23 protein-coding genes and 1 pseudogene are annotated in these 19,907 nt (G+C 40.2%); 11 read left to right on the top strand and 13 right to left on the bottom strand.

Annotated elements, in window-relative coordinates; genetic code table 11:
* Nucleotides 1-29: 29 nt before the first annotated feature.
* From JOE49_RS26690 to JOE49_RS17395, 3 genes are all read right to left on the bottom strand, one after another.
* Nucleotides 30-161, bottom strand: coding sequence for a hypothetical protein (locus tag JOE49_RS26690; RefSeq protein WP_256253353.1), 132 nt, complete (start codon nt 159-161; stop codon nt 30-32).
* Nucleotides 161-1,132: an alpha/beta hydrolase fold domain-containing protein gene (locus JOE49_RS17400; RefSeq protein ID WP_209942102.1), complete on the bottom strand. Its 972-nt coding sequence runs from the start codon at nt 1,130-1,132 to the stop codon at nt 161-163. The genes JOE49_RS26690 and JOE49_RS17400 overlap by 1 nt, the downstream gene beginning before the upstream one ends.
* Before the next feature lie 456 nt (nt 1,133-1,588).
* Nucleotides 1,589-1,861, bottom strand: coding sequence for a CD3324 family protein (locus JOE49_RS17395; RefSeq protein WP_160790939.1), 273 nt, complete (start codon nt 1,859-1,861; stop codon nt 1,589-1,591).
* A gap of 400 nt (nt 1,862-2,261) precedes the next feature.
* On the opposite strand from JOE49_RS17395, the gene JOE49_RS17390 reads away from it, so the two are divergent.
* Together JOE49_RS17390 and map are read left to right on the top strand one after the other, a co-directional pair.
* On the top strand, nt 2,262-2,984 hold the full coding sequence (locus JOE49_RS17390) for a TetR/AcrR family transcriptional regulator (RefSeq protein WP_209942101.1): 723 nt from the start codon (nt 2,262-2,264) through the stop codon (nt 2,982-2,984).
* Between the two features lie 26 nt (nt 2,985-3,010).
* Nucleotides 3,011-3,757 (top strand): type I methionyl aminopeptidase, encoded by a 747-nt coding sequence (gene map / locus JOE49_RS17385; protein WP_023988527.1) that lies wholly within the window; start codon nt 3,011-3,013, stop codon nt 3,755-3,757.
* 216 nt (nt 3,758-3,973) lie between these two features.
* Here map and JOE49_RS17380 read toward each other — a convergent pair whose 3' ends face one another.
* Entirely contained in the window at nt 3,974-4,468 is a 495-nt protein-coding gene (locus JOE49_RS17380; RefSeq protein ID WP_209942099.1) for a DUF2798 domain-containing protein, read from the bottom strand.
* A gap of 248 nt (nt 4,469-4,716) precedes the next feature.
* Here JOE49_RS17380 and JOE49_RS17375 point away from each other — a divergent pair, with 248 nt between their 5' ends.
* Nucleotides 4,717-5,247, top strand: coding sequence for a DUF4303 domain-containing protein (locus JOE49_RS17375; protein ID WP_068939463.1), 531 nt, complete (start codon nt 4,717-4,719; stop codon nt 5,245-5,247).
* 286 nt (nt 5,248-5,533) lie between these two features.
* Here JOE49_RS17375 and JOE49_RS26385 read toward each other — a convergent pair whose 3' ends face one another.
* Together JOE49_RS26385 and JOE49_RS17365 are read right to left on the bottom strand one after the other, a co-directional pair.
* Nucleotides 5,534-5,737 (bottom strand): hypothetical protein, encoded by a 204-nt coding sequence (locus JOE49_RS26385; protein WP_068939464.1) that lies wholly within the window; start codon nt 5,735-5,737, stop codon nt 5,534-5,536.
* A 43-nt stretch (nt 5,738-5,780) separates the two neighbouring features.
* Nucleotides 5,781-6,506: an RNA polymerase sigma factor gene (locus JOE49_RS17365; RefSeq protein WP_068939465.1), complete on the bottom strand. Its 726-nt coding sequence runs from the start codon at nt 6,504-6,506 to the stop codon at nt 5,781-5,783.
* 200 nt (nt 6,507-6,706) lie between these two features.
* Here JOE49_RS17365 and clpP point away from each other — a divergent pair, with 200 nt between their 5' ends.
* Genes clpP through JOE49_RS17350 form a run of 3 tightly spaced genes read left to right on the top strand, consistent with a single transcriptional unit; the run spans nt 6,707 to nt 8,270 of the window.
* Complete coding sequence (clpP, locus tag JOE49_RS17360; RefSeq protein WP_013310269.1) at nt 6,707-7,291, top strand: ATP-dependent Clp endopeptidase proteolytic subunit ClpP; 585 nt, start codon at nt 6,707-6,709, stop codon at nt 7,289-7,291.
* 59 nt (nt 7,292-7,350) lie between these two features.
* A complete protein-coding gene (locus JOE49_RS17355) occupies nt 7,351-7,557 on the top strand; it encodes a hypothetical protein (RefSeq protein WP_209942097.1) in 207 nt (68 codons plus the stop codon).
* A 47-nt stretch (nt 7,558-7,604) separates the two neighbouring features.
* Nucleotides 7,605-8,270 carry an MBL fold metallo-hydrolase gene (locus JOE49_RS17350; RefSeq protein WP_209942095.1) on the top strand — a complete coding sequence of 222 codons (666 nt, stop codon included), beginning with the start codon at nt 7,605-7,607 and terminating at the stop codon, nt 8,268-8,270.
* A gap of 169 nt (nt 8,271-8,439) precedes the next feature.
* Here the strand turns inward: JOE49_RS17350 and JOE49_RS17345 are convergent, their stop codons facing one another.
* The gene (locus JOE49_RS17345) at nt 8,440-9,015 is read right to left on the bottom strand and encodes a TetR/AcrR family transcriptional regulator (protein ID WP_160790261.1); all 576 of its coding nucleotides are present in this window, start codon (nt 9,013-9,015) and stop codon (nt 8,440-8,442) included.
* 146 nt (nt 9,016-9,161) lie between these two features.
* On the opposite strand from JOE49_RS17345, the gene JOE49_RS17340 reads away from it, so the two are divergent.
* Nucleotides 9,162-10,274: an alpha/beta fold hydrolase gene (locus JOE49_RS17340; RefSeq protein WP_160790262.1), complete on the top strand. Its 1,113-nt coding sequence runs from the start codon at nt 9,162-9,164 to the stop codon at nt 10,272-10,274.
* A 277-nt stretch (nt 10,275-10,551) separates the two neighbouring features.
* On the opposite strand, the gene JOE49_RS17335 is transcribed toward JOE49_RS17340, so the two are convergent.
* Both JOE49_RS17335 and JOE49_RS17330 read right to left on the bottom strand, forming a co-directional pair.
* Nucleotides 10,552-12,579: a beta-xylosidase family glycoside hydrolase gene (locus JOE49_RS17335; protein WP_348635864.1), complete on the bottom strand. Its 2,028-nt coding sequence runs from the start codon at nt 12,577-12,579 to the stop codon at nt 10,552-10,554.
* A 67-nt stretch (nt 12,580-12,646) separates the two neighbouring features.
* The gene (locus JOE49_RS17330; protein ID WP_209942091.1) at nt 12,647-14,542 is read right to left on the bottom strand and encodes a carbohydrate-binding protein; all 1,896 of its coding nucleotides are present in this window, start codon (nt 14,540-14,542) and stop codon (nt 12,647-12,649) included.
* Nucleotides 14,543-15,132: 590 nt separating this feature from the next.
* On the opposite strand from JOE49_RS17330, the gene JOE49_RS17325 reads away from it, so the two are divergent.
* Complete coding sequence (locus tag JOE49_RS17325; protein ID WP_209942089.1) at nt 15,133-15,366, top strand: hypothetical protein; 234 nt, start codon at nt 15,133-15,135, stop codon at nt 15,364-15,366.
* Nucleotides 15,367-15,640: 274 nt separating this feature from the next.
* Here the strand turns inward: JOE49_RS17325 and JOE49_RS17320 are convergent, their stop codons facing one another.
* The 3 genes and pseudogenes from JOE49_RS17320 to JOE49_RS17310 all read right to left on the bottom strand — a co-directional run.
* Nucleotides 15,641-15,916 (bottom strand): hypothetical protein, encoded by a 276-nt coding sequence (locus JOE49_RS17320; protein WP_160789785.1) that lies wholly within the window; start codon nt 15,914-15,916, stop codon nt 15,641-15,643.
* 83 nt (nt 15,917-15,999) lie between these two features.
* Entirely contained in the window at nt 16,000-16,320 is a 321-nt protein-coding gene (locus JOE49_RS17315; RefSeq protein WP_237449070.1) for a hypothetical protein, read from the bottom strand.
* Nucleotides 16,307-17,275 (bottom strand): annotated as a pseudogene (locus JOE49_RS17310) (WXG100 family type VII secretion target); the annotation flags it as partial. The gene JOE49_RS17315 and the pseudogene JOE49_RS17310, both read right to left, overlap by 14 nt.
* A gap of 339 nt (nt 17,276-17,614) precedes the next feature.
* On the opposite strand from JOE49_RS17310, the gene JOE49_RS17305 reads away from it, so the two are divergent.
* Nucleotides 17,615-17,851: a helix-turn-helix domain-containing protein gene (locus JOE49_RS17305; protein ID WP_094155172.1), complete on the top strand. Its 237-nt coding sequence runs from the start codon at nt 17,615-17,617 to the stop codon at nt 17,849-17,851.
* Between the two features lie 189 nt (nt 17,852-18,040).
* Here the strand turns inward: JOE49_RS17305 and JOE49_RS17300 are convergent, their stop codons facing one another.
* Nucleotides 18,041-18,319, bottom strand: a complete 279-nt coding sequence (locus JOE49_RS17300) for a DUF6809 family protein (protein ID WP_160789783.1) — start codon at nt 18,317-18,319, stop codon at nt 18,041-18,043.
* Nucleotides 18,320-18,429: 110 nt separating this feature from the next.
* Between JOE49_RS17300 and JOE49_RS17295 the strand changes: the two genes are divergently transcribed.
* Together JOE49_RS17295 and JOE49_RS17290 are read left to right on the top strand one after the other, a co-directional pair.
* A complete protein-coding gene (locus tag JOE49_RS17295; RefSeq protein WP_160789782.1) occupies nt 18,430-18,648 on the top strand; it encodes a helix-turn-helix domain-containing protein in 219 nt (72 codons plus the stop codon).
* 478 nt (nt 18,649-19,126) lie between these two features.
* Nucleotides 19,127-19,726 (top strand): hypothetical protein, encoded by a 600-nt coding sequence (locus JOE49_RS17290; RefSeq protein WP_209942087.1) that lies wholly within the window; start codon nt 19,127-19,129, stop codon nt 19,724-19,726.
* Nucleotides 19,727-19,907: the final 181 nt, after the last annotated feature.

The following is a 19,907-nucleotide window of genomic DNA, read 5'->3' as shown; positions in this document are numbered from 1 at the left end:
CGGAAGGGATGAAAAAAGATAATATCAGATTAGAATATATCAGTATCCCTCTCCCTCACCGGCTCATCCAGCACGATCAACTTGAGTTTTAACGCAATCACCTTGGCGACATTGACACGCTGAGGTCGGAGCTTATTAGAGGAGTTTAACATTATACTCATTAGAACATCTCCAGAGCTTTCAGTAAGGCGTATTCACTTGTTCTAGCCCCTTCTTTTGAAAAATGCGCATCCGGAAACGCGGGAGACATATGATGGTACCCGGGATAGACATGTAATTCCACTAAGATACCATCAAAGGCCAGTTGTTTTGCAAAAAATAAGGCTTCATCAATGAATAAATCAAGGGTACCTATATTTATATAAGTCGGTGGTAACCCGGCCAATGACTTAGCACGAGCCGGCACATAATACTCACTTACCTCCTCCTGACCCGGTTCATCACCTAATACAGATTTCCAGCCAAAATAATTACTTTGTTTTGTCCAGATAAACTCTCCTGCGTATGGATGCTCTGGTGCGGTGCTTGTGCGATCATCTAGCATTGGCCTCATTAATCTTAGATGATGGATTTCGAATTCCTTCTGATCACGAATGTACAAGGCTAGGCCAGCCGCCAATCCGCCGCCAGCGCTGCTGCCCCCTACGGCAACTTTCTGAGTATCTATCCCTAACTCTTCCGCATGTTCAATACACCATTTTAGGCCCGAATAACAATCCTGTAACTGACTTGGCTGTACATGCTCTGGTGCTAGGCGATAGTACACAGATACACAACAAAAACCATGTTGTGAAGCAAGAGATGCATTAGCAGGACGATCCACGACTGGACTTCCTAAGACCATCCCGCCTCCGTGTATCGAATAATATAGAGGCATCTTATGATGCTTTGATTGTTTGGGCTTAATGATTTCTAATTGAATATCTGGACCCCTAAAATAACTTGGCACAACCTTGTTTTCTAATGTAATAGGAAACATCTGCGTTACATCTATTTGTTGCATCATTTGAGATTGATTTTTACGTGCTTCCATTAGTGTAGATTCGGTAAGATCGGTTGTTGATATTAAATCAACTGCACTGATAATTTCTGGATCAATCAGATGTCTACTTCTACTTTTTTGCTCCCCCATAGTAATCGTTTCCCCGCTTTCTTGTTTTAAAGACAATGAATCAATACATATTTCAATTGTTGCTGTCGTTTATATTCATATTTTAAAGATTAAAATAAGCTTTATAAATGAAAACAACGATTTAGAATCATTTTTGGCATAAAAACAATAATGAAAAAATGATGTACAGCCTTTGAAATAGAATGGGTCTGTTGGATCATCGAGGGAGGGTGAGCGGAATTTTGGGATCAAGAACGGTATGTAAAAAGTTCAAGAGAGAAAATGAAATGCCAAAAACGTATTTCGGAATCTGGATGTGGGAGGTAATGCAAACACACATCAAAACTTTTGCCAAATAAAAAAGACGTGACGGATTGGTCGTTCACAGCGATCATCCGATCACGCCCTAAGCTCACCACGTTATGAAGCCAAAATTAAATTCATTTATGCGGGTAGAGTACCACGCCACTTTGCAAACTAGGTATTTTTATGTGAATAAACAATTTTCTTAATAGTTTCGGTAGAGAGGAAAAACTCCTTAGCTAATTGCTCGATACTACTGCTATTTTGAAAAGCATTTCTGATTGCGGCATTTCGCTGTTCAAGCAACCTTCTCCCCCCACTCAAACTGCCCCAATCCATATATTCCGTTTTTGGCTTTGGAATATACAGAGTCTCTCCTTGAACATATTTTTGAATTTCCATAATTAGTTTTTGAGGTAAAACTTTTGTAGCATTCGTATATTTCAATTTTGCTCGCCCCTTATTTTGATTCTTTAAAATAAGGTGCAAAGCCAAAAATATTAAAAAAGCTTGTTCAGCGTTAAAAATTGTTTCGCCCCATACAAAGTAACGCTTTCCTAATAATTGGCTTTGCATGAGTGTAAGAAGTCACAGACAATCCCAATAGATTCTCCATCAGTAGGCACCCCCTTTTACTTCGCAAGTATAGCATAACTTCTGCTCACCTGGGAGCAGCTACATGATATCAGTACAATCAAACTATTAAAATTGAGCTGATATATAACTGATCTTCATATCGTTTATGAGGTGTTGCCGGGACTTTTGTTTGCCCGACTCTTGTTATTTGCAAGCCGATGTTTTATATTGACATAAGAGCAGGTCAAAAATAAAAGAGGTGACGGACGAGATGTCTCCACGCACGAAGGAACAAAACGAAGAGATCCGGTTGCGGCGTCTGGCGCAAATCCGGAAAGCCGCTGCCGATGTGTTTTTGAATAAAGGGCCTTTACTGGAAATCCGCGATGTGGCCGTCCAAGCGGGACTCGGCTATGGCACGGTATACCATTATTACAGCAATAAGGGCAATTTGCTCCACGATCTGCTATGGGACGCGTTGGAGCGGGCCGGGGGATGGCTGGAGGCCCCGCGCGCTTCGGCTTCGGGGGAGGCGCCGGCGGGCGGGGATTTCGGCTTGGCTGCTGCGGCGGACACCGGGAACTCGGCTGCCGCGGATTCCCAAAGCGGAAGCCGCGAAACGGCCGCTGCCGCAGAGCTTGGCCCCGTCGCTGCCGCCGGCATTCGGCTGCTACAGCTTTGGGCGGAGGACCACGCCCTGTACCTGCTGCATAAGCTGGCCGGTGAGGGCTTTGCCTCGCTGCCTGAAGCGCGCTCGGCCCCGCTCTCGGCCGCCTTTCGCCGGGAGGTGCTCGCGCCGCTTGCCGCGCTGCTGGAAACCGGTCGTGCGACGGACGGGACTGCCGCTTCCGGCGGAAACGCGGCGGAGCCGCCGTATCCGCTACAGCGCGCGGAAATGCTGCTGGCCGCCTTGGTCGGCTGCGCCTCGCTTTCGCTTCGCCGCGGAAAGCTGCACGAGGAGGCCATGGATATCGCCCGGTTTTTAAAATTATAGAATTGATAAGGAGCGAATAGACAAAGATGATCATTCTAAAATCACCTAGGGAAATCGAAGAGATGAAGCCGGCGAGCCAAATCGTTGCGGACTGCTACCGCGAGGTGGCCAAACTGATCGAGCCTGGGATCACCACCCGGGAAATCAATGACTTTGTTGCCAGACACATCACCAAGCTGGGCGGCAAGCAGTTTACGAAAGGGTACAACGGTTTCCCCGCCGAAACCTGCATTTCGGTCAACGATGTGGTGGCCCACGGCATTCCTTCGAACCAGGCGCTTATGGACGGTGACTTGCTGAAGCTCGACATCGTCGTGGAATACGGTGGATGGTTTGGCGATTCGTGCTGGTGCTATGCGGTGGGCAATATCCGGCCGGAAGCGCAAAAATTAATGAAGGTGACAAAGGAATGCTTGGATCTGGGGATCGCCCGGGCACTCCCGGGGGGCCGGCTCGGCGACATAACGTCGGCGATTCAACAGCATGCGGAATCAAACGGGTTTTCGGTCGTACGCGATCTGCTGGCGCATGGGATCGGGCGAAGCCTGCACGAGGAGCCAAGCTACGAGCATATCGGCGTAGCCGGCAAAGGCATTCGGTTAAAGGAAGGCATGGTGTTTACGATTGAACCGATGATCAACCAAGGTACGTTCCGTATCACGATCGACGACGATCAGTGGACGGCGAGAACGGCCGACGGCAAGTTGTCAGCGCAATATGAGCATACGATCGCAGTTACGTCGGACGGACCACTGATTTTAACGGCCCAGTAAGAATAGAGGCGAACGGACGGCAATGCGTCATTTTAGGAAATAAGTCGCCAACCCGGCCTGCCTGGCTTGACGAAAGTTCGTAATCTGAAACGCGAAAAAGCGCTGGTTCCAGCCTGGGACCAGCGCTTTTTTTATATGGTTTGTAACTTTACCGATTTACGAAAAACCACATTGTTATGCGGTTTTTTATTATGACTTTGGTATCGTGTTACGGATTTACACTCTCTCTTGGCTAGCCTGTCTTGCGTGTATTTTTTTCATTGCAAATCTTGCTATTGGCTGAGCAATCAATAGCTCAATCCAAAATGCTACACCAAAATTTCTAAACCAACTATGAAAGAAGTTCTGAAAAGGTTCTAGGCTTATTTGTTTCGTACCAACCCAAGTTCCTATAATGGTTAGAAGAACAGATAAGACCGTAACATTCAATAAAGTATTCAATAAAACTCTAGCATTAAATCCATCTGTTTGTCCTACGAATTTGGGTATCACTTTACCCACTAACGGTCCCGCAACCAATCTTACTAACAAAACAACGATAATCCACATAAACGGAATAATCTTTAGCGTTTCTAAATAATTTTCTTTACTAAAGCCGCGCTCCAATCCCATAATAATTGGGGCGATCGTGTTTACTGAAATAATTGAAATAATCAATAAAAATAATATACCTTCTTTTGCGTTTTGAGGCAGTCTTTCTTCCTTATACATATTGTTTCCCTCCGAAATAAAAATATTTCAGATGGTAGACGTATCATGCGACATATATTTTTGGTCATTAAAACTAGTACCAATATCTCTACACACTGATCTAACAATTATAACAACTTTTTTTAAACAAATAAAAGGGTTTATAAAACATTTTTTCCAGTTAATTGAACAAACTCCAGCTAACTTTAATTAGAGAAATCTGATAATCTAAGTTTATCAAAAGAGACATTAAGGAGTATATGAATCAGATGAGCAATTTTCTAAGTGAATTTGAGGAAAGATTTAGGGCAGGATTTTTGGATGATCTTAAAAGCATACTGGAAGAAGTGAAGAATGAGCGGGTTTACGCTTGTGCTTTTGGCACAGACAGCGATTTTATCACCTTGTTTCTTGCTGTTAATACGGAGGAATCACTTGTTAGACATATCACAAACATGAAAGCCCAAGGCCTGTGCAACAGCAAGGAAGATGAAAATTATTATAGATGGGGATTAAGCGAATATCAATATGGCGATACAACACATCTCAATCATATTAGCAAATTTCTGTATGCAACCGAAAATGTGTTTGACTATAAAGATGAAGTGATAAAAATTATGGCCAAGGTAGTTAAGGAAACAGACGATGTACTTTTTAATCAATTCGGCCAATCCAAAGAAGATATTATTTTTTTCGTGTCCATGACGGATGATGATATGGCCGAGGAACTGGAAAATCAGTCCGTAATACAGATGACAAACGCCAAATTAGTTGATGACTTCTTGCATCGTTATCAATAGAAGTACAGTTTGAAATATTACACTCATTTCGTTCTCCAGCGCCGATTGATTGCGCATCCTTTCATTTGGTTTATCTCCATTAGGTATGAAAAAACTTATTTCTCCTCATGGTTCGAGTTGAAATAAGTTTAAATTAAATACATTCATCCAGATGAACAGGAATTCTTACCATTCGACTTCTTCAAATAATCGGAAAACCATCTTTTTTTCAAATTCATCTAAAATTCAAATCCAGATATTTCTTCTTTTGTTTATCTTGGGGTTCCCTTTTTAATGATAATTCACTTCATTTTTTTATCATTTTCTCTGTACGGAAGCCTTCTTTTCCGATTCGTGTCATTGCATGATATAAGACTATGAGGTTCTTATCTTCTAGCAAATTTTCTAATTCACCTATTTGAACCTTCCCCCTTCCGCTATCTTCTTTAATATACTTCATTTTAATCCCAGCTAAGAGCTGTAAATTGGAATGACCGGGAGCTTGTTTCATCAGAAACAACCACTATGATCAGCTCTGCATTTCTTTTCGCAAACTACGCCGCTATCATACTCATGGTATGGGAATCCGTTTGTTTTATTGTAGCGAGACTCCGGTGCAGCTTATGATTGACGATTCCGATCACCACGTCCGGCTCCATTTCATCCTGATGGGAGAGCATAACCATTGCTGCAATATCTCCCATCTGATATGCCGCCGTCAACGCTCTCAGAAAAGTTTTCGAGTTTTCACTTTCCGGTAAGGATAACTCTCCTTTGAGAAGATCCTCCCTGACTGCTCCAAGCGATTTTCGTGCCCGGTGGAGTGCAACTTTTACCGCTCCCTCCGTTGTTTCAAGCATGTCGGATGTCTCACGAATCGAATATCCAAACACATCTCGCAGCAAAAAAACAGTTCTCTGAAGCGGAGATAAATGATTCATTAAGGAATGCAGCGCTATCTCGATTTCAAAAGATCCATGATCGGGTACAGTTACTTTCGCTTGTTCCCTATTCAATATCCGAGTGTAGACTGCTTTTCTCCGTATGTCATCAATCCAGGTGTTCTTAGCAATCCGTAGCAAAAGCGCTTCGGGATTTGTATGCTCGAAGCTATTTAACTTACCTAATGCTTTGATCCAAGTGTCCTGAGCCAGTTCTTCCGCATCCCAATTTGATTTCGTAAGCGACAGACAGTAACGTTTCAGGACCGCCTGTAATTCCTCCAAGTTCTCGATGTTTATTATATTATCTGTCATTTGTATAGAATCATCTATGCGCATAGGTCCTCTCCTCCACGGTCTTATTCTGCCCTTTCCTAGAGCAAAACCATTTGCTACCTCCAATGTAAACGAACAAGTGGTTGTAAAAGTTACACCATTTACGTAAATCGTTTTCCCATTAAAGCCTCCGTATCTTTTTACGGCCTCGGTTCGTTTACAAGGAGAAATCAACTGGAAACAGGAAATTGGGGGTATAAAAAATGAGTGTTTATGTGCCTTATGTTGTCGAGCAAACTGCTCAAGGTGAAAGATCGTACGATATCTATTCCAGACTATTAAAGGATCGTATTGTGTTTGTCGGGGCAGCCATTGATGACCATTTGGCTAACAGTATTATTGCTCAATTATTGTTCCTGGCGGCAGAAGATCCGGAAAAAGAAATTTACATGTATATCAACAGCCCGGGTGGCTCTACTTCCGCAGGATTTGCCATTTATGATACGATGCAGTACATCAAACCCGATGTGCACACGATATGTACGGGATTTGCTGCTTCGTTTGGCGCGATCCTTTTGCTGGCGGGCGCCAAAGGGAAACGTTCGGCGTTGCCGAACAGTGAAATCATGATCCATCAGCCGCACGGCGGCGCACAAGGTCAAGCTAGCGATATTGCGATCAGCGCAAAACGAATTTTATGGACTCGTGAAAAGGCAACCCGTATCACAGCTGAACGGACCGGGCAATCTTTTGAAAAAGTCGAAAAAGATATGGACCGGGATTTTTACATGTCCGCTCAGGAGGCACTGGAATATGGTGTTATTGATCAAGTGATAACTTCTTTGTAAAGTATGCTCAAAACCTAATGATCTGCAAGAAACTTCAAGAAATAATACGAGGTGATATCATGTTAGCAAACTTACAAGGCAAGGAAGTAACTATTCATTTTATAGATGGGACAAATGTATGCGACGGGATATTGGATCAGATTGACGACAAGTTCGTTAAATACGTTACGCAATATCAGACGCTTGTTGTTCCTATTACATCCATTCGCACCGTATCCATTGACATTAAGGAACGGCAACGCTACAGAGTTGGATTCGCCCCATGAACCTATTTTAGCATGGGTGGAAATTACATGTACGGAGGCCCGATATTATGGAAATTTCACAGGGAGTAGAAATGCTTCAGCTAGATTTTCATGGGAATATGATTCACCCCATTCTTTTGTGGGATCGAGAAATGGCTGTTTTAATAGACACAGGATTCCCTGGGCAAATGGAAGATTTACGCGTGGCTATGGAAAAGGTAGGCGTGTCGTTCGACCAACTAAAAGCTGTGATTTTGACGCATCAAGATGTGGATCATATAGGAAGTCTTCCTGAGATTTTGCAGGAGTGTGGCAGTCATATTAAAGTCTATGCACACGAACTGGATAAGCCGTATATTCAGGGGGAGATCCCTCTTTTAAAAGATGGTCACCTTGTGAATCCCCCGAAGGGCAAAGTGGATGATATCTTAATAGATGGCCAGGAACTTCCGTTTTGCAGCAGGATTCGAGTCATCCATACGCCTGGGCATACTCCGGGTCATATCAGCCTTTATTTAAGGCAAAGTAAAACTCTTATTGCCGGGGATTCGATGTACAGTGTAAACGGGATTCTCGCGGGAATTCATGTCCCGACCACACCCGATATAAAAGCAGCTCATCTCTCATTGAAAAAGTATTTGGATCTCGACATTGCATCCGTAGTTTGTTATCACGGGGGATTAAGTAATGTACATGTGAATGATCAGATATTAGGACTTACCCAAGGATTATAAAATTAAAGTTCCAGCAAGTTACCTTTGGTGGAACGATGTTGTTAGCGTAGAAGAATTGAACCAGTGCTTCAATTCTTCTACTGTTTCCTCCCTTCGACCCCTTCTTTAAAGCTTATTCCTGCAACCCATCTGATGATATATCAGTCATAAAAACCTCACTTCACGCGTGCTAACTTGTATATAGATCAGACTTTAACTGAGAAAAAATATATTCTTGCATTTGATCTAAAAGAAGAATGATGTTAGCATCTTTGCCATTTTTCAAAACCCACTGAATAGACATCATTGAGTTAGCAGCATATAGTTCTGCTAAATACTCTAATGCGATCGAAGTTGAAGAATTCTGTTGCTTTAAATAATCTAAGCAAGTCCTAAACAAAATTTGTTCAAATTCCTTACGTAGATCTGCTGTTACTTCATGAACGGCTAACAATGTTGAAATTTCGAGCTTATTCTTAATCATATTATCGGTTACAAGTTCTATGGCGTTTGCCACCTTGCCATCTTCCGTGGAATCAAAACGCTGCTCAATTTCAACTTTAAAATCAGAAGCATACTGTTTAACTATTTTTTCTAGTAAGTCGTACTTATCCAAATAATGACTATAAAAGGTAGAACGTCCGATAAGAGATTGATCACAGATTTTTTTGATCGTAATATCTTTAAAATCATGTTGTTGGAGTAATTCTATTAAAGCTCGCTCAATAGCTATTTTTGTTTTATAAATTCTGATATCTTCATTCATTTAACCACTTGCTCCTTATGTGTAAGTTTTCGAACACTTTATATATACCGTGTAAGATATCCTACAGATTATGCGATACTAATTATTTTTTATGTAGTAACTATACTCTATAGTAAGCACATACCCAAATTGAAGGAGGACAATATATGTTTAAATCCTATGTCAATAACGAACAGTTCAATCTTCAAATCAATCGTTTTATCAATGATTATTATCAAGAAGATGATCGAGCACAAGCTGACTTGGAAGAAATGATTCCGAAATTAAAAGACACCCATAGCTGGTATGAAGCTTGGCTCAATTTTGCAAAGAAACGCGAAGACAGCAAGGACTATGACTTATCCTCAGTCTACTATCAAGCTGCAGAATTTTATCTTGCAACTACAGACCCCAATAAAGAAAAAATGTATCGAAAATATAGAGAAATGTTCTATAAAGGCTTTCATGATTTTGATTATGAATCCTACAAGATTCCCTATGAAGACTCGTATCTTCCTGCTGTAAAATTATTGACACCTGGAGCTACGAAGACATTACTTGTCTTTGGTGGGTATGATTCTTACATGGAAGAGATGCTTAAAATGATGAGATTTATGAAGGGAATTGATTACAATATTATTGTATTCGATGGCCCTGGCCAAGGAACTGCTTTAAAAAACGGCCTAAAATTCATTCATAACTGGGAAAAGCCCATATCAACGGTGATTGATTATTTCAAATTAGATCATGTTAGTCTCGTAGGTGCTTCTTGGGGAGGATATTTAGCTATGCGTGCGGCAGCCTTCGAAAAGAGAATCGATAAAGTAGTTGCTTTTAACATTTTCTATTGTGGTTTAGATGCCTTAAAAATGGGAATGTCAGAAGAGACTTACCAGAGCATAGTGCAGCTAGTCGATCGTAATGAAGTAGATCAAGTGAATTCATTATTGGAACAGATGATGACTCACAATATTGATTTGCATTGGAAGATTACCAAAGGGATGGAAAACACCGGTGTAGCAACGCCTTTTGATCTCATTAAAAATTTCGAAAAGCACACGATGCAAGGCATTGGAGCATTCATTAATCAAGATGTTCTTTTATTAGCTGGAGAAGATGATCAATACGTACCTATTAGCCGACTCGCACAAATCCAACAAGAATTAATCAATGCTGCGTCCATTACAACCAAAGTATTTACTAAAGAAACGGGCGGTGAGCAACATTGCCAAGCAGGTCACAGAGAGTTAGCATTTAATGAAATGAAGAAGTTCCTATAACAACTGTAAATATATATTTTTTTATGCGCAACATGCCCATCAAAATCGTAGTTCCATAGCTTCAATCGTTGTTATTCAATTGGCAAGTAAAAACCGACTCCAATTATGGAGTCGGTTTAGTCCATTCATTTCCCCCTGTTATCTCAATGGAGAAGTCCGTAATTTCCTCTGAACTTTTCAATTCATGCGGCCTAGCATGGTTAGATTTTCAAACCGAAGAACCTTGAAGGAGCGCAAGAAACGAACTTAGATCCACAGCTTCAAACCCTCTTGTTTGTCACTGCAAGTTTAAATAATCAAAATCAACAAAACCACCCGTTGATTTAGTAGCATAATTGAACAAAGCAAAACGGTATCCCATAAAGTGAGGGATTGTATATGACATCTGAAGTGTGTTGCCTATAGCCGTCCAATTTGTGCCGTCAAGACTGTAGTAGAAATATGCTTTATCCATCTGATTTGTAAAATCACATATAAGCTTAAGATATACTCTGTTCTGGGTGAAAGGGACACTGGCCACTTCGGTCATTGCTCCAGAGCTGGCATTCACCATAACAATGGATTTGGAGGTCCCGATCATCTTTATGCCTACAAATCCATAATTAGCCTGAAAAGCTGCAAGACCGGAATAGTCTCCGTCCTTCATCCCGCTTGTTTCCATTGCAATGATTCCTGTACTTTTCGGTCCAAATGTCCTTTGGGTAAGCGTATTTCTGGCATCCAGAATACTTTTACTCACTTTCCCTGTAGTCATTCTCATAAATCCAGGACGCTGTGTAAGGGACCAATGAGTATTGTCAGGATTGTGGTTCCATTGCCACTCCTTTTTAAGAGTCGCTTCAGAAGACGAGGTTCCTGTAAACGAAACATCGTCCACATAGAAATTCATCAAATCATTTGTTGGGTCTGGGGTTGAACTGTAGGGTGTCTCAATGAAAATAAACGTTTGTGAGAGGTCGGCACCTGCCGGAAGTGTATATGTTCCTTGAATTGTGCCCCATTGGCCCTTAGTTAGCGTGGTGGACCCAAGAATCGATATACCTGTGTAACTTGGACCATTTTGAATACCAAAATTAAATTGCTTAGTGGCACGACCTTCAGTGTATTTAACCTTTGCAGAAAAATTATACATTCCGCCTGCTGTTACTTTTCCGGTAATTACTTGTTTTGGACCAGCAGCTGTTTGTTGTCTACCGCTGACAAACAAGCTTTTTGAGCCGATGTAATAGTCTGTAGTGGTTGCTGCAACAATTGCAGTGTTATTATTGGTCCACGGGTTTATGGTGGCATTTTCAAATCCACCGTTTGCAATAAGCTGACTGGAGGCTTGAGAAGATGAAAACTCATCAGACGCATAGACCTTCTTTTCGGGATAACCTTCAACAGGAACATCCATCGTAAGAGGAACCTTACCGTTAACACCGAATACCGGCCAATTATTTGACCATGTAACCGGAACAAGATACGGCATACGTCCAATTGCTCCGCTGTCTTTAAACAGCATAGCATACCAGGAGCCAGAAGGAGTATCAACAATTCCCCCCTGTGCAATACCTGAATCATTCAATGACACCTGACCTGTATAGGGTCCTGTCAAGCTACTTGCACGATAGGTTAATTGTGTGCGGTTGCCTCCCGATGGCCAGCATATAAGAAATATATAGTACATTCCCTTGATCTTTTGTATGTGCGCGCCTTCAGCCTTGACTATAAAGCTGGAACCGGCAATATTACTGGCAGCGGAAATAATCACCTGATTAAGTCCCCCTGGCTTGATAGCCTTTGCATCTGCAGTAAGCTCAATAATGCTGATATTATCACTGCCATAAACCAAGAATACACGTCCATTATCAAACAGCAGCGATGCGTCATGATAATAGTTGCCAAGCACTGATGATGTCCATGGACCAGTTTCTATATTGCTGGTTTGATAGATGTATGTTTTGCCGGTAGAATTGGAGCCAAAGGACACATAGTAAATGCCGTTATAATATCTAAGGCTGCTTGCCCACGAGCCTTTTCCATATTCGTTCTGCCCGTTGTTAAGATTTTGTGCGTCATTGTTGGCATACGTATCGTAAACATAATTTACGATTTCCCAATTGACGAGATCATAAGATTTCATGATCGGAACTCCATGATTCATGTGCATGGTCGTGCTAGTCATATAAAAAGTATTATCTACCCTGATAACATCGTTGTCTGGAGAATCAGCATGTATAAACGGATTTGTAAAAGTAGTAGCTGCAAATACAGAAGTATTGGACATCATACTCATGAATAATGGTAAAACTAATAAAAGCACACTTATCCTCCTATACATATTAGAATCGCCCCTAATCTTTGATAGGTTCAAAAGCTTTTTGTTTTAGTTAATTAAATTGTAAATAATCCACATAGGCATCCCAAGTCCCGTTATCGGTGGTTACGATCAGTCTGACCTCTTGATTTCCGGTTACATGGGTGATATTAGACAAGGTTTGGACCGTCGGCGTAGTTCCCGTAAAATAAAAGGAACCAACTGTGGTTCCTCCTATTTGCAAGTCTACTCTGGCGGTACTGGAGTTATTCGAAGCACCCCTGACTGAAATACTATGAATAGAGTTGGCAAAATACTGAGTGTATGCACTATAATCATCATTGGCGTATAAAGCGACCCCATTGAAAGGAGAACTGATCTTCCCAGCGTAAGTACCACCGAGAGTCATATCCTCAGCTTCAACCCTTGTTCCAGTAGTATTGGGTGTAAACTGCCAGTAATCAATATTAAATAAGTTACCAGTCCCTGTTCCGGTAAACACTAAGAAAACCTTGTGGACTCCTGTTGCATTGCTTACAGTGGTTTCGACTTCCTTCCAGGTCTGTGTTCCTCCAGTAGAACTGACATTAAGAGTTCCAACCAGAGGACCCGTTGCACTGTCCAGACGTATTTCTATTTTACCGCCTGCATTGGATGCTATGTTTGCTTTAAACGTCTTGGCTCCACCGCTACCAAAGTCGGCATTTCCTACAGCGATCCAATCTCCATTGTGTACGTTTGTCACATTAAGATTATTTGTCGGTCCGCCTGATGCTTGACTCGCCTCGGTTGTAATCCCTGCATTCCACCCGATTGTTTCAGCCTCAATCCTATTGTATGGATTAAGATTGGCTATCTGAGGCACGCCTGCCATATTTTCCTGAACCTCTTGTATCGTTACATTCGTATTATGGATAAGCTTGTTAATATTAGGAGAACGATATCCTTTCCCTTCTCCCAACAGAGCCTTGCTGACAGTTTGGGAATGGTACACTACATACCATTGGTTATTAAAGTTAAACACCGAATGATGGTTATTTCCACCAACTCCGAAAAATGCTTGTGGATTTTTCAGGAAATGTCCTGTATAAGTAAAGGGTCCCATAGGACTGCTGCTCACCATGTAGCCTATTTCACCTGCTGGGTAATTTGACGGGTGTGTACCGGAGAAATTGATACAATAAGAGTAATAATATTTGCCGTTATACTTATGAATTCCTGAGTCTTCAAACATGTAAGGAGCATCAATGGTTACTGCACTTCCAATAATACTGGTCATATCAGCGCCCAGTTTTAAAACTCTGGCTGTTTTAGGATTTGCAATTGAAGCTGGGTCCGAAGTATTGGGTATACCTCCACCAACATACAGATATCCTGTACCATCATCATCCACCAATACTGCCGGGTCAAAAAGCCATGTAACTCCAGACATTCCAGTTGTACTGTGTGTAACAAGAGCCTTTCCGAGTGGGTCTGTCCATGGTCCTATCGGAGTATCTGCAGTTAGCACACCAATACCTGAGGCACCATTTGCAAAATAAAGGAAGAATTTATCCTTACCATTTATTTTTTTATGTGCAACGGTCGGTGCCCATGAGAGTGATGCCCATTTTGCAATACCTTTTCCATTATTTTCGTTATTGTATCCTGCGACCGGAATTGCACCGTGGTCTGTCCAGTTCACCATGTCAGCAGAAGATATGACGAATATTTTATTTAGTTCACTAAAATCATTCTCCTTCACCGTTCCATTACTGTTATATACATATGCATCACTTGACATATAGATATAAACCCTTCCATCATAGACCAACGCATAGGGATCTGCCCCCAATTTATGATCCATAAGAGGATTTGAATTCCCTGGAAGCTTTGCAATTGCATTGTTAGCAGCATGTACAGGTACCATTGGTAAACAACTCAGCAATAATGTAAAAGCTAATAAAAACACCGAAAATTTTTTAATCATAAACATATTCCTCCATTTTTATATATCATGTCTATTAAAAGTTCACAAATTGCCTATGCATAGATTTAATTAGTAATTTTGTATCCTATTTGAAGGTTGGTGCTCCGAAACTTGGACTTGTAACATTTTCAGCAGATGTTATAGCCTCCCCCCTAAATTTGTAACCGCTTTCATTTTTACGGTGAGGACTCTAATCAAGCCGAATTAGCCAGTTCATCATTTTTATTTTCGCCCAATAAATTTCAGTTAATGGCTTTTTATAATTACCTTGGTTACGGTACATACAGCAAACTGCGTTGCACGGGTTCCAGGTATTCTTTTGGATATCAGCGCCTTAATTCACCGATGGCAAGCCATAACAGTCGTCTTCATGCAAGATGGTGCTCTTCGAGCTGTTTGTGCTCAAATGTCAATCCCCAAAGTTCAAGGTGCTCAAATATAGTGTCTGGTTCATAGGCAACCCTGTATATTGACGAACTACCGATCGTATTCCCAAATTCCCCTCCCTTCTTTTTCATTTCACGTACCGATTGAAAACTTTAACTTTAGAGTTGAACTTGAAAGCTTTTACATAATTACAAAGGAATATTATGTCGTTAGTAAGCGTGGAAGCGAATTTTAGGCTACGCAGTCGGGAAAACGATATCCAGGAATATAATACCATAAACGCCACTTTGGAACAAGTGGTCGATACTATTGGGCATCATTCCTGCATGGTTCGCCAAGGCTTTATCCTTCCGGGGAGAGCAAAGCATGCGATTCTAATCGTTGCCGGGGGGAAATGCCAAGATCGACAACAAGAAGTGTCGGCTTCTGGCCTTTAACAGATCGTTCAAATTGGGCGACAGCTTTGCAACTTGTGGAGTATGCTAATAATTCCAGGCTGTTGCGAAGCTTATATTCATGCCATTTTATGCGATTACCTGAAATTAGCAATAAATTTGCATTTGCATTCTCTATTTTTATTCGAGCCTCCTCTTTATTTCTTGCCCTTTCCACACTTTTTTTATATTTAGATATAAAAAAACTTATTTCTCCTCAGCGTTCGAGGTGAAATAAGTTTTTAACTGAGTACATTTATCCAGATGAACAGGAGATTTACCAATCGACTTCTTCAAAAAGACGGAAACGCATCTTTTTTTCAAATTCATCTAATATCTTAAACCCAGTTATCTCATCTTCTTTTTCTCCAAGTTTTATCATAGTAGCTATTGCTAAGTCTCCTATTTTATAATGACCTATCAGCTTATCTTGATGTTCCCTTTTTAAAGATAATCCATTTAATTTTTTAAATATTTCCTCTGTACGAATACCTTCTTTTCCGATATGTGTCATTGCATGATATAAAACTATGGGGTTCTTTTCTTCTAGCAAATTTTCTAACTCATCTATTGAACATTTTCCTTCTTCAATTTTTTTAATATATTCATTTTATTCCTCCTTTAAACAGATATTAATTAATGTTCTAAACTGTAAATACTCGCCCCAACTTGAACAAGATCAGGAGATGCTAACTTGCCAATGCATATTCCAATATTTTTCCTTTCAGCCATTGAAGTTGAAATTTGAACAGAGCTAACGCTTAATACCGTCTCAATTTGATTTGCATTTTTAATAAGAATTTTATCACCTATGATTTTTTTTATTTCTGGGTAGGTTAAATGGTCTAATCCTTTGTTTGTTCCTACTATAATTGTACCTTCATCTTTTGACTCAAAAGTTAAACTAACATCCATTATTTTTTCCATTTTAAACGTTACCCCTTTATCGTTCTTCAATATAAAGTTCTCCCTTAACATCACCTATACGCAAATCAGCACTTTTTAATCGGGTTATGGCATCCCTCAGTAGCGTCATCCTTTCTATTGATGTTAAATCGGGAGCGAACCTTGCAGCTCTTATACTAGCTTGGGCTTCATCTAGAGCAAAATTTCTTTTAAATGCATCTGGAGCAACATCATATAATTCAAATGCTCTCCCTGCCTTATATGCCTCATAGTGTCCCACAATTTCATGTGCAATCGTTGCCTTGGCTGACACACGTGAGTTAGCACTTAAGGTTCCAACTCCTGTATGCTCTGCTGGTAATACATCTGTATTTATAATAAATCTATCGTACATCATACCTGTATTCCACTCATCATAAAAACCAGGTCTACTCATTATTATATTATCTTCGGGAAAATCCAACGATTTAGTATACTGAATAATCTCCGTTTTCTGGACATCTGTTAATGGCAATTCATTACGCAAACCGTCCGAAGAAATTTGTCGTAAGTCCACTGCCCCCTCATACTTAACCGATGATTTCAAACTAATCTTAGGTTTGATTACTGAACTAACTCCTCCAAATAATCCTGCTGTACCGATCATATTAGCCCAGTGTTCTTTTGACCATGCATTTGTGGGATTAAATGCTCCCTGAATCATGCCCGATACTCCAAATGTACCGAAATTGAGCATGTCATTCCATGAATCGTTTTGTTTAGCTGCCCGTTCCATGTACCCTTGATACATTCCCTTCGGAATACCGTACGACATATAATCTAGGAAGTTCCAGACTGAATCAAATTTTTTCTCATATCGTTCTGAATTAGCTGCTACAAAATCCTGCCCAAGCTCCGTTAAGCTATCCGCCGATTTCTGGAGCGCATTTCGTGTATCTGTAACAGGAACTGCGCAAGTATTCGGTGGAGGTGGCAAGCAACCTGGGTCTAGATTCCCATCCTCCATTATGGAAAACCATCTCTACTCCTAATTGTTATATGAATAACATGGATTTCTACCTAAGACCACAGACTTATGTATTTAACAGGCCTTGTTTATCATTAACTCAATAAAGTTAATTTAATCTCCTTATCAAGTAATTAATTTTCTCATTATATATCTTATTTAAGTATTTAATAAAAAATTAATTATACGGTTGGCTATTATCTATCAAAATTAAGGGAGACGCCATGATACTCCATCTCGCTCTAGTTGTAATAGTCCCCTTCTACATTTAGCGAAATTACCGCTAAAAATGAATAGCGATAATTTCGCTCGGCTATTCTTAGCTTAGAGGTGAATAGGATGTATAGACGAATCCGAGATTTACGGGAAGATAAAGATTTGACCCAAACACAAATGGCTGAATATCTAAATTGCAGCCAGCGTATTTACAGCAACTATGAACGTGGAGATGTAGACATTCCAACGAAAATTTTAATCAAACTAGCTGATTTTCATCACACAAGTACAGACTATTTATTAAATAGAACTAATGAAAAAAAGGCTTACCCGGTAGAACAGAATAACTCAAGTTTATGATTTGCCCCCCTGTGCTCATAAAAACAAAAAAGGTAACTCCGTTTAACGAGAGCTACCTTTCAAAGTCTTTAGTTAATATTGTTTCCTTTATTGTGAATCGTCTTTTCTACAAAACGTTCTCCTTCTTTTATCTTATTATTCGTTCCCCTTTTAATCCTTTACCTACTTACTATGTCATTGTTCAAATACCTATATAATCCCTTCTTTTCCGTCAAATAATTCAACCATCATTAAAGCCCCCATCTTGTATCCGTCAATATAAGCCGAAGCGGATAATATGGAGATCAAATTATCATGTAAATCGGATAATTCTTCAATTAGTTTGTACTCGTGTTCTGGTATTTTTATTTTCAGGCTTTCCATAGTTTTGGATATTTTCTGCGATACCAGTTCAAATTCGGGATCTTTCGGTTTTACTCGTTCACTTGGGTTACATTTTCCATAATATAAATCCTCCAAGATACTCACCTTCTTCCCCCTCTTCATATGTATTAGTTTCTAAATAATTTTAGCGAAATATTCGCTAAATATCAATAGCGAATATTTCGCTAGGGTATTCTTGTTTTGAGGTGAGCAAGATGTACCCACGAATTCGAAATTTACGCGAAGATAAGGATTTGACTCAAACTCATATGGCAGATTTTCTGAATTGCAGCCAGCGGATATATAGCAATTATGAACGTGGAGATGTAGATATTCCAACGACGATTTTAATTAAATTGGCCGACTTTCATCATACGAGCACAGACTATTTACTAAATAGAACTAATCAAAAAAATCCTTACCCCGCAGGATAGAACCTAGAAAATACCAAATACTTTTAAGCCTATGACCTCGACATAAAAGCATCTGAATTGAAACGACTGGTTGAGGATGAAATCGAAACATTCTAACTAAAAACAAGCTGTTTCCTTATAATAAGGAGTCAGCTTGTTTTTTTATTAGCTTTCTATCGAGCCGTTCAAGTGAAAAGCAACTAAATTGAACTTAAGATTTGCATGAGAGACCTTAAGCGATTCTCCGAAAAAGGATTGCACTTTTTGTCGCTGTTGTTTTTGGATTTATTTTATTATCATAACCCTTCTCACAGCTGAAATCCAAAAACATAGGCGGTCGCTATCGCTCCTACATTTCCAATCTTTCTCTCCGTTTCTCCCTGCTCTGTGCTCATTTTGAATTTATAAGAAAAACATTAACAAAAACGAGACTTTTGACTAACACTTGTTCATAATTTCTTGTGTATATTATTTCATCATGATTTGGAGGAGTGGTATCATGTTAATAAGATCGAAAATTAAACAATCAAAGACAAGCTTCACTCGAAATAATCATGTTAAAAAGAAAAAAAATCCCCCACTTATAAACCCAGTGCTCAAATTCCAAACAAAAGAACCAAGTCAAAAAAAAGGACTTAATAGTAGAAAATATCGTGTGAGTCGAGTTGTAAATTATGGATTTGATATGCCGAATTTTTCCCCTTGGCAGGCAGAAGGAGCAGTATATTTATCGACGCTTCGCCCTTACACCGGTCCACAATCTGCTTTCTTTGCTGTACAACCAGGTAGGAGCGCTTATCTCAGGCAACGAGTTACTCTAGGACAACCGGGCTCTAACGGATATAGTCTAACCTATTACGTACTTGTAGATCGTAACAATAACAGCGGCGTGTTGCAGATAAGCCTATTGAATACTGCTGTATCTAGAACAATGCCTCTAAACACTTTACCTTATACAAGCTATCAGCCTTTTAGCATATTTTTTTCCGATGCAGATGTGAATGGGCAATCTAACGTTGATTTGGAGATTAGGGTAAATGGCGGTAGTAGTCCCTCTTTTTTATTGCTTGATGTTGTGACAATACTTCCTAGAAACTAAATCTGTAAGAAAGGAAACTTGGCGTGATGTCTTTAAGTGGAGACTTTTATAATAATACTCTTCTCAGGTGGTATTTTAGACTATCATTTTTTCTAGGCGTTCGCCAGCCCTCATTCGGGACTTTCGACCTAGAAAATGATGCCCATGCTAGACTACAAGAATAAGGGAACCTCCATAATAG

It is taken from the genome of Paenibacillus sp. PvR133, assembly GCF_017833155.1.
In the GTDB taxonomy this organism is placed as follows: domain Bacteria; phylum Bacillota; class Bacilli; order Paenibacillales; family Paenibacillaceae; genus Paenibacillus; species Paenibacillus polymyxa_B.
This window is presented reverse-complemented; position numbering and strand designations above follow the sequence as displayed.

What these genes read in the sequence shown, in the direction of transcription:
- JOE49_RS17375 (WP_068939463.1), top strand. Translation starts at nt 4,717, where the DNA reads ATGAGCAATTTTCTAAGTGAATTTGAGGAAAGATTTAGGGCAGGATTT.
- JOE49_RS17355 (WP_209942097.1), top strand. Translation starts at nt 7,351, where the DNA reads ATGTTAGCAAACTTACAAGGCAAGGAAGTAACTATTCATTTTATAGAT.
- JOE49_RS26385 (WP_068939464.1), bottom strand. Translation starts at nt 5,737, where the DNA reads ATGAAACAAGCTCCCGGTCATTCCAATTTACAGCTCTTAGCTGGGATT.
- clpP (WP_013310269.1), top strand. Translation starts at nt 6,707, where the DNA reads ATGAGTGTTTATGTGCCTTATGTTGTCGAGCAAACTGCTCAAGGTGAA.
- JOE49_RS26690 (WP_256253353.1), bottom strand. Translation starts at nt 161, where the DNA reads ATGAGTATAATGTTAAACTCCTCTAATAAGCTCCGACCTCAGCGTGTC.
- JOE49_RS17330 (WP_209942091.1), bottom strand. Translation starts at nt 14,542, where the DNA reads ATGATTAAAAAATTTTCGGTGTTTTTATTAGCTTTTACATTATTGCTG.
- JOE49_RS17350 (WP_209942095.1), top strand. Translation starts at nt 7,605, where the DNA reads ATGGAAATTTCACAGGGAGTAGAAATGCTTCAGCTAGATTTTCATGGG.
- JOE49_RS17400 (WP_209942102.1), bottom strand. Translation starts at nt 1,132, where the DNA reads ATGGGGGAGCAAAAAAGTAGAAGTAGACATCTGATTGATCCAGAAATT.
- JOE49_RS17295 (WP_160789782.1), top strand. Translation starts at nt 18,430, where the DNA reads ATGTACCCACGAATTCGAAATTTACGCGAAGATAAGGATTTGACTCAA.
- map (WP_023988527.1), top strand. Translation starts at nt 3,011, where the DNA reads ATGATCATTCTAAAATCACCTAGGGAAATCGAAGAGATGAAGCCGGCG.
- JOE49_RS17390 (WP_209942101.1), top strand. Translation starts at nt 2,262, where the DNA reads ATGTCTCCACGCACGAAGGAACAAAACGAAGAGATCCGGTTGCGGCGT.
- JOE49_RS17365 (WP_068939465.1), bottom strand. Translation starts at nt 6,506, where the DNA reads ATGCGCATAGATGATTCTATACAAATGACAGATAATATAATAAACATC.
- JOE49_RS17325 (WP_209942089.1), top strand. Translation starts at nt 15,133, where the DNA reads ATGTCGTTAGTAAGCGTGGAAGCGAATTTTAGGCTACGCAGTCGGGAA.
- JOE49_RS17380 (WP_209942099.1), bottom strand. Translation starts at nt 4,468, where the DNA reads ATGTATAAGGAAGAAAGACTGCCTCAAAACGCAAAAGAAGGTATATTA.
- JOE49_RS17305 (WP_094155172.1), top strand. Translation starts at nt 17,615, where the DNA reads ATGTATAGACGAATCCGAGATTTACGGGAAGATAAAGATTTGACCCAA.
- JOE49_RS17290 (WP_209942087.1), top strand. Translation starts at nt 19,127, where the DNA reads ATGTTAATAAGATCGAAAATTAAACAATCAAAGACAAGCTTCACTCGA.
- JOE49_RS17345 (WP_160790261.1), bottom strand. Translation starts at nt 9,015, where the DNA reads ATGAATGAAGATATCAGAATTTATAAAACAAAAATAGCTATTGAGCGA.
- JOE49_RS17340 (WP_160790262.1), top strand. Translation starts at nt 9,162, where the DNA reads ATGTTTAAATCCTATGTCAATAACGAACAGTTCAATCTTCAAATCAAT.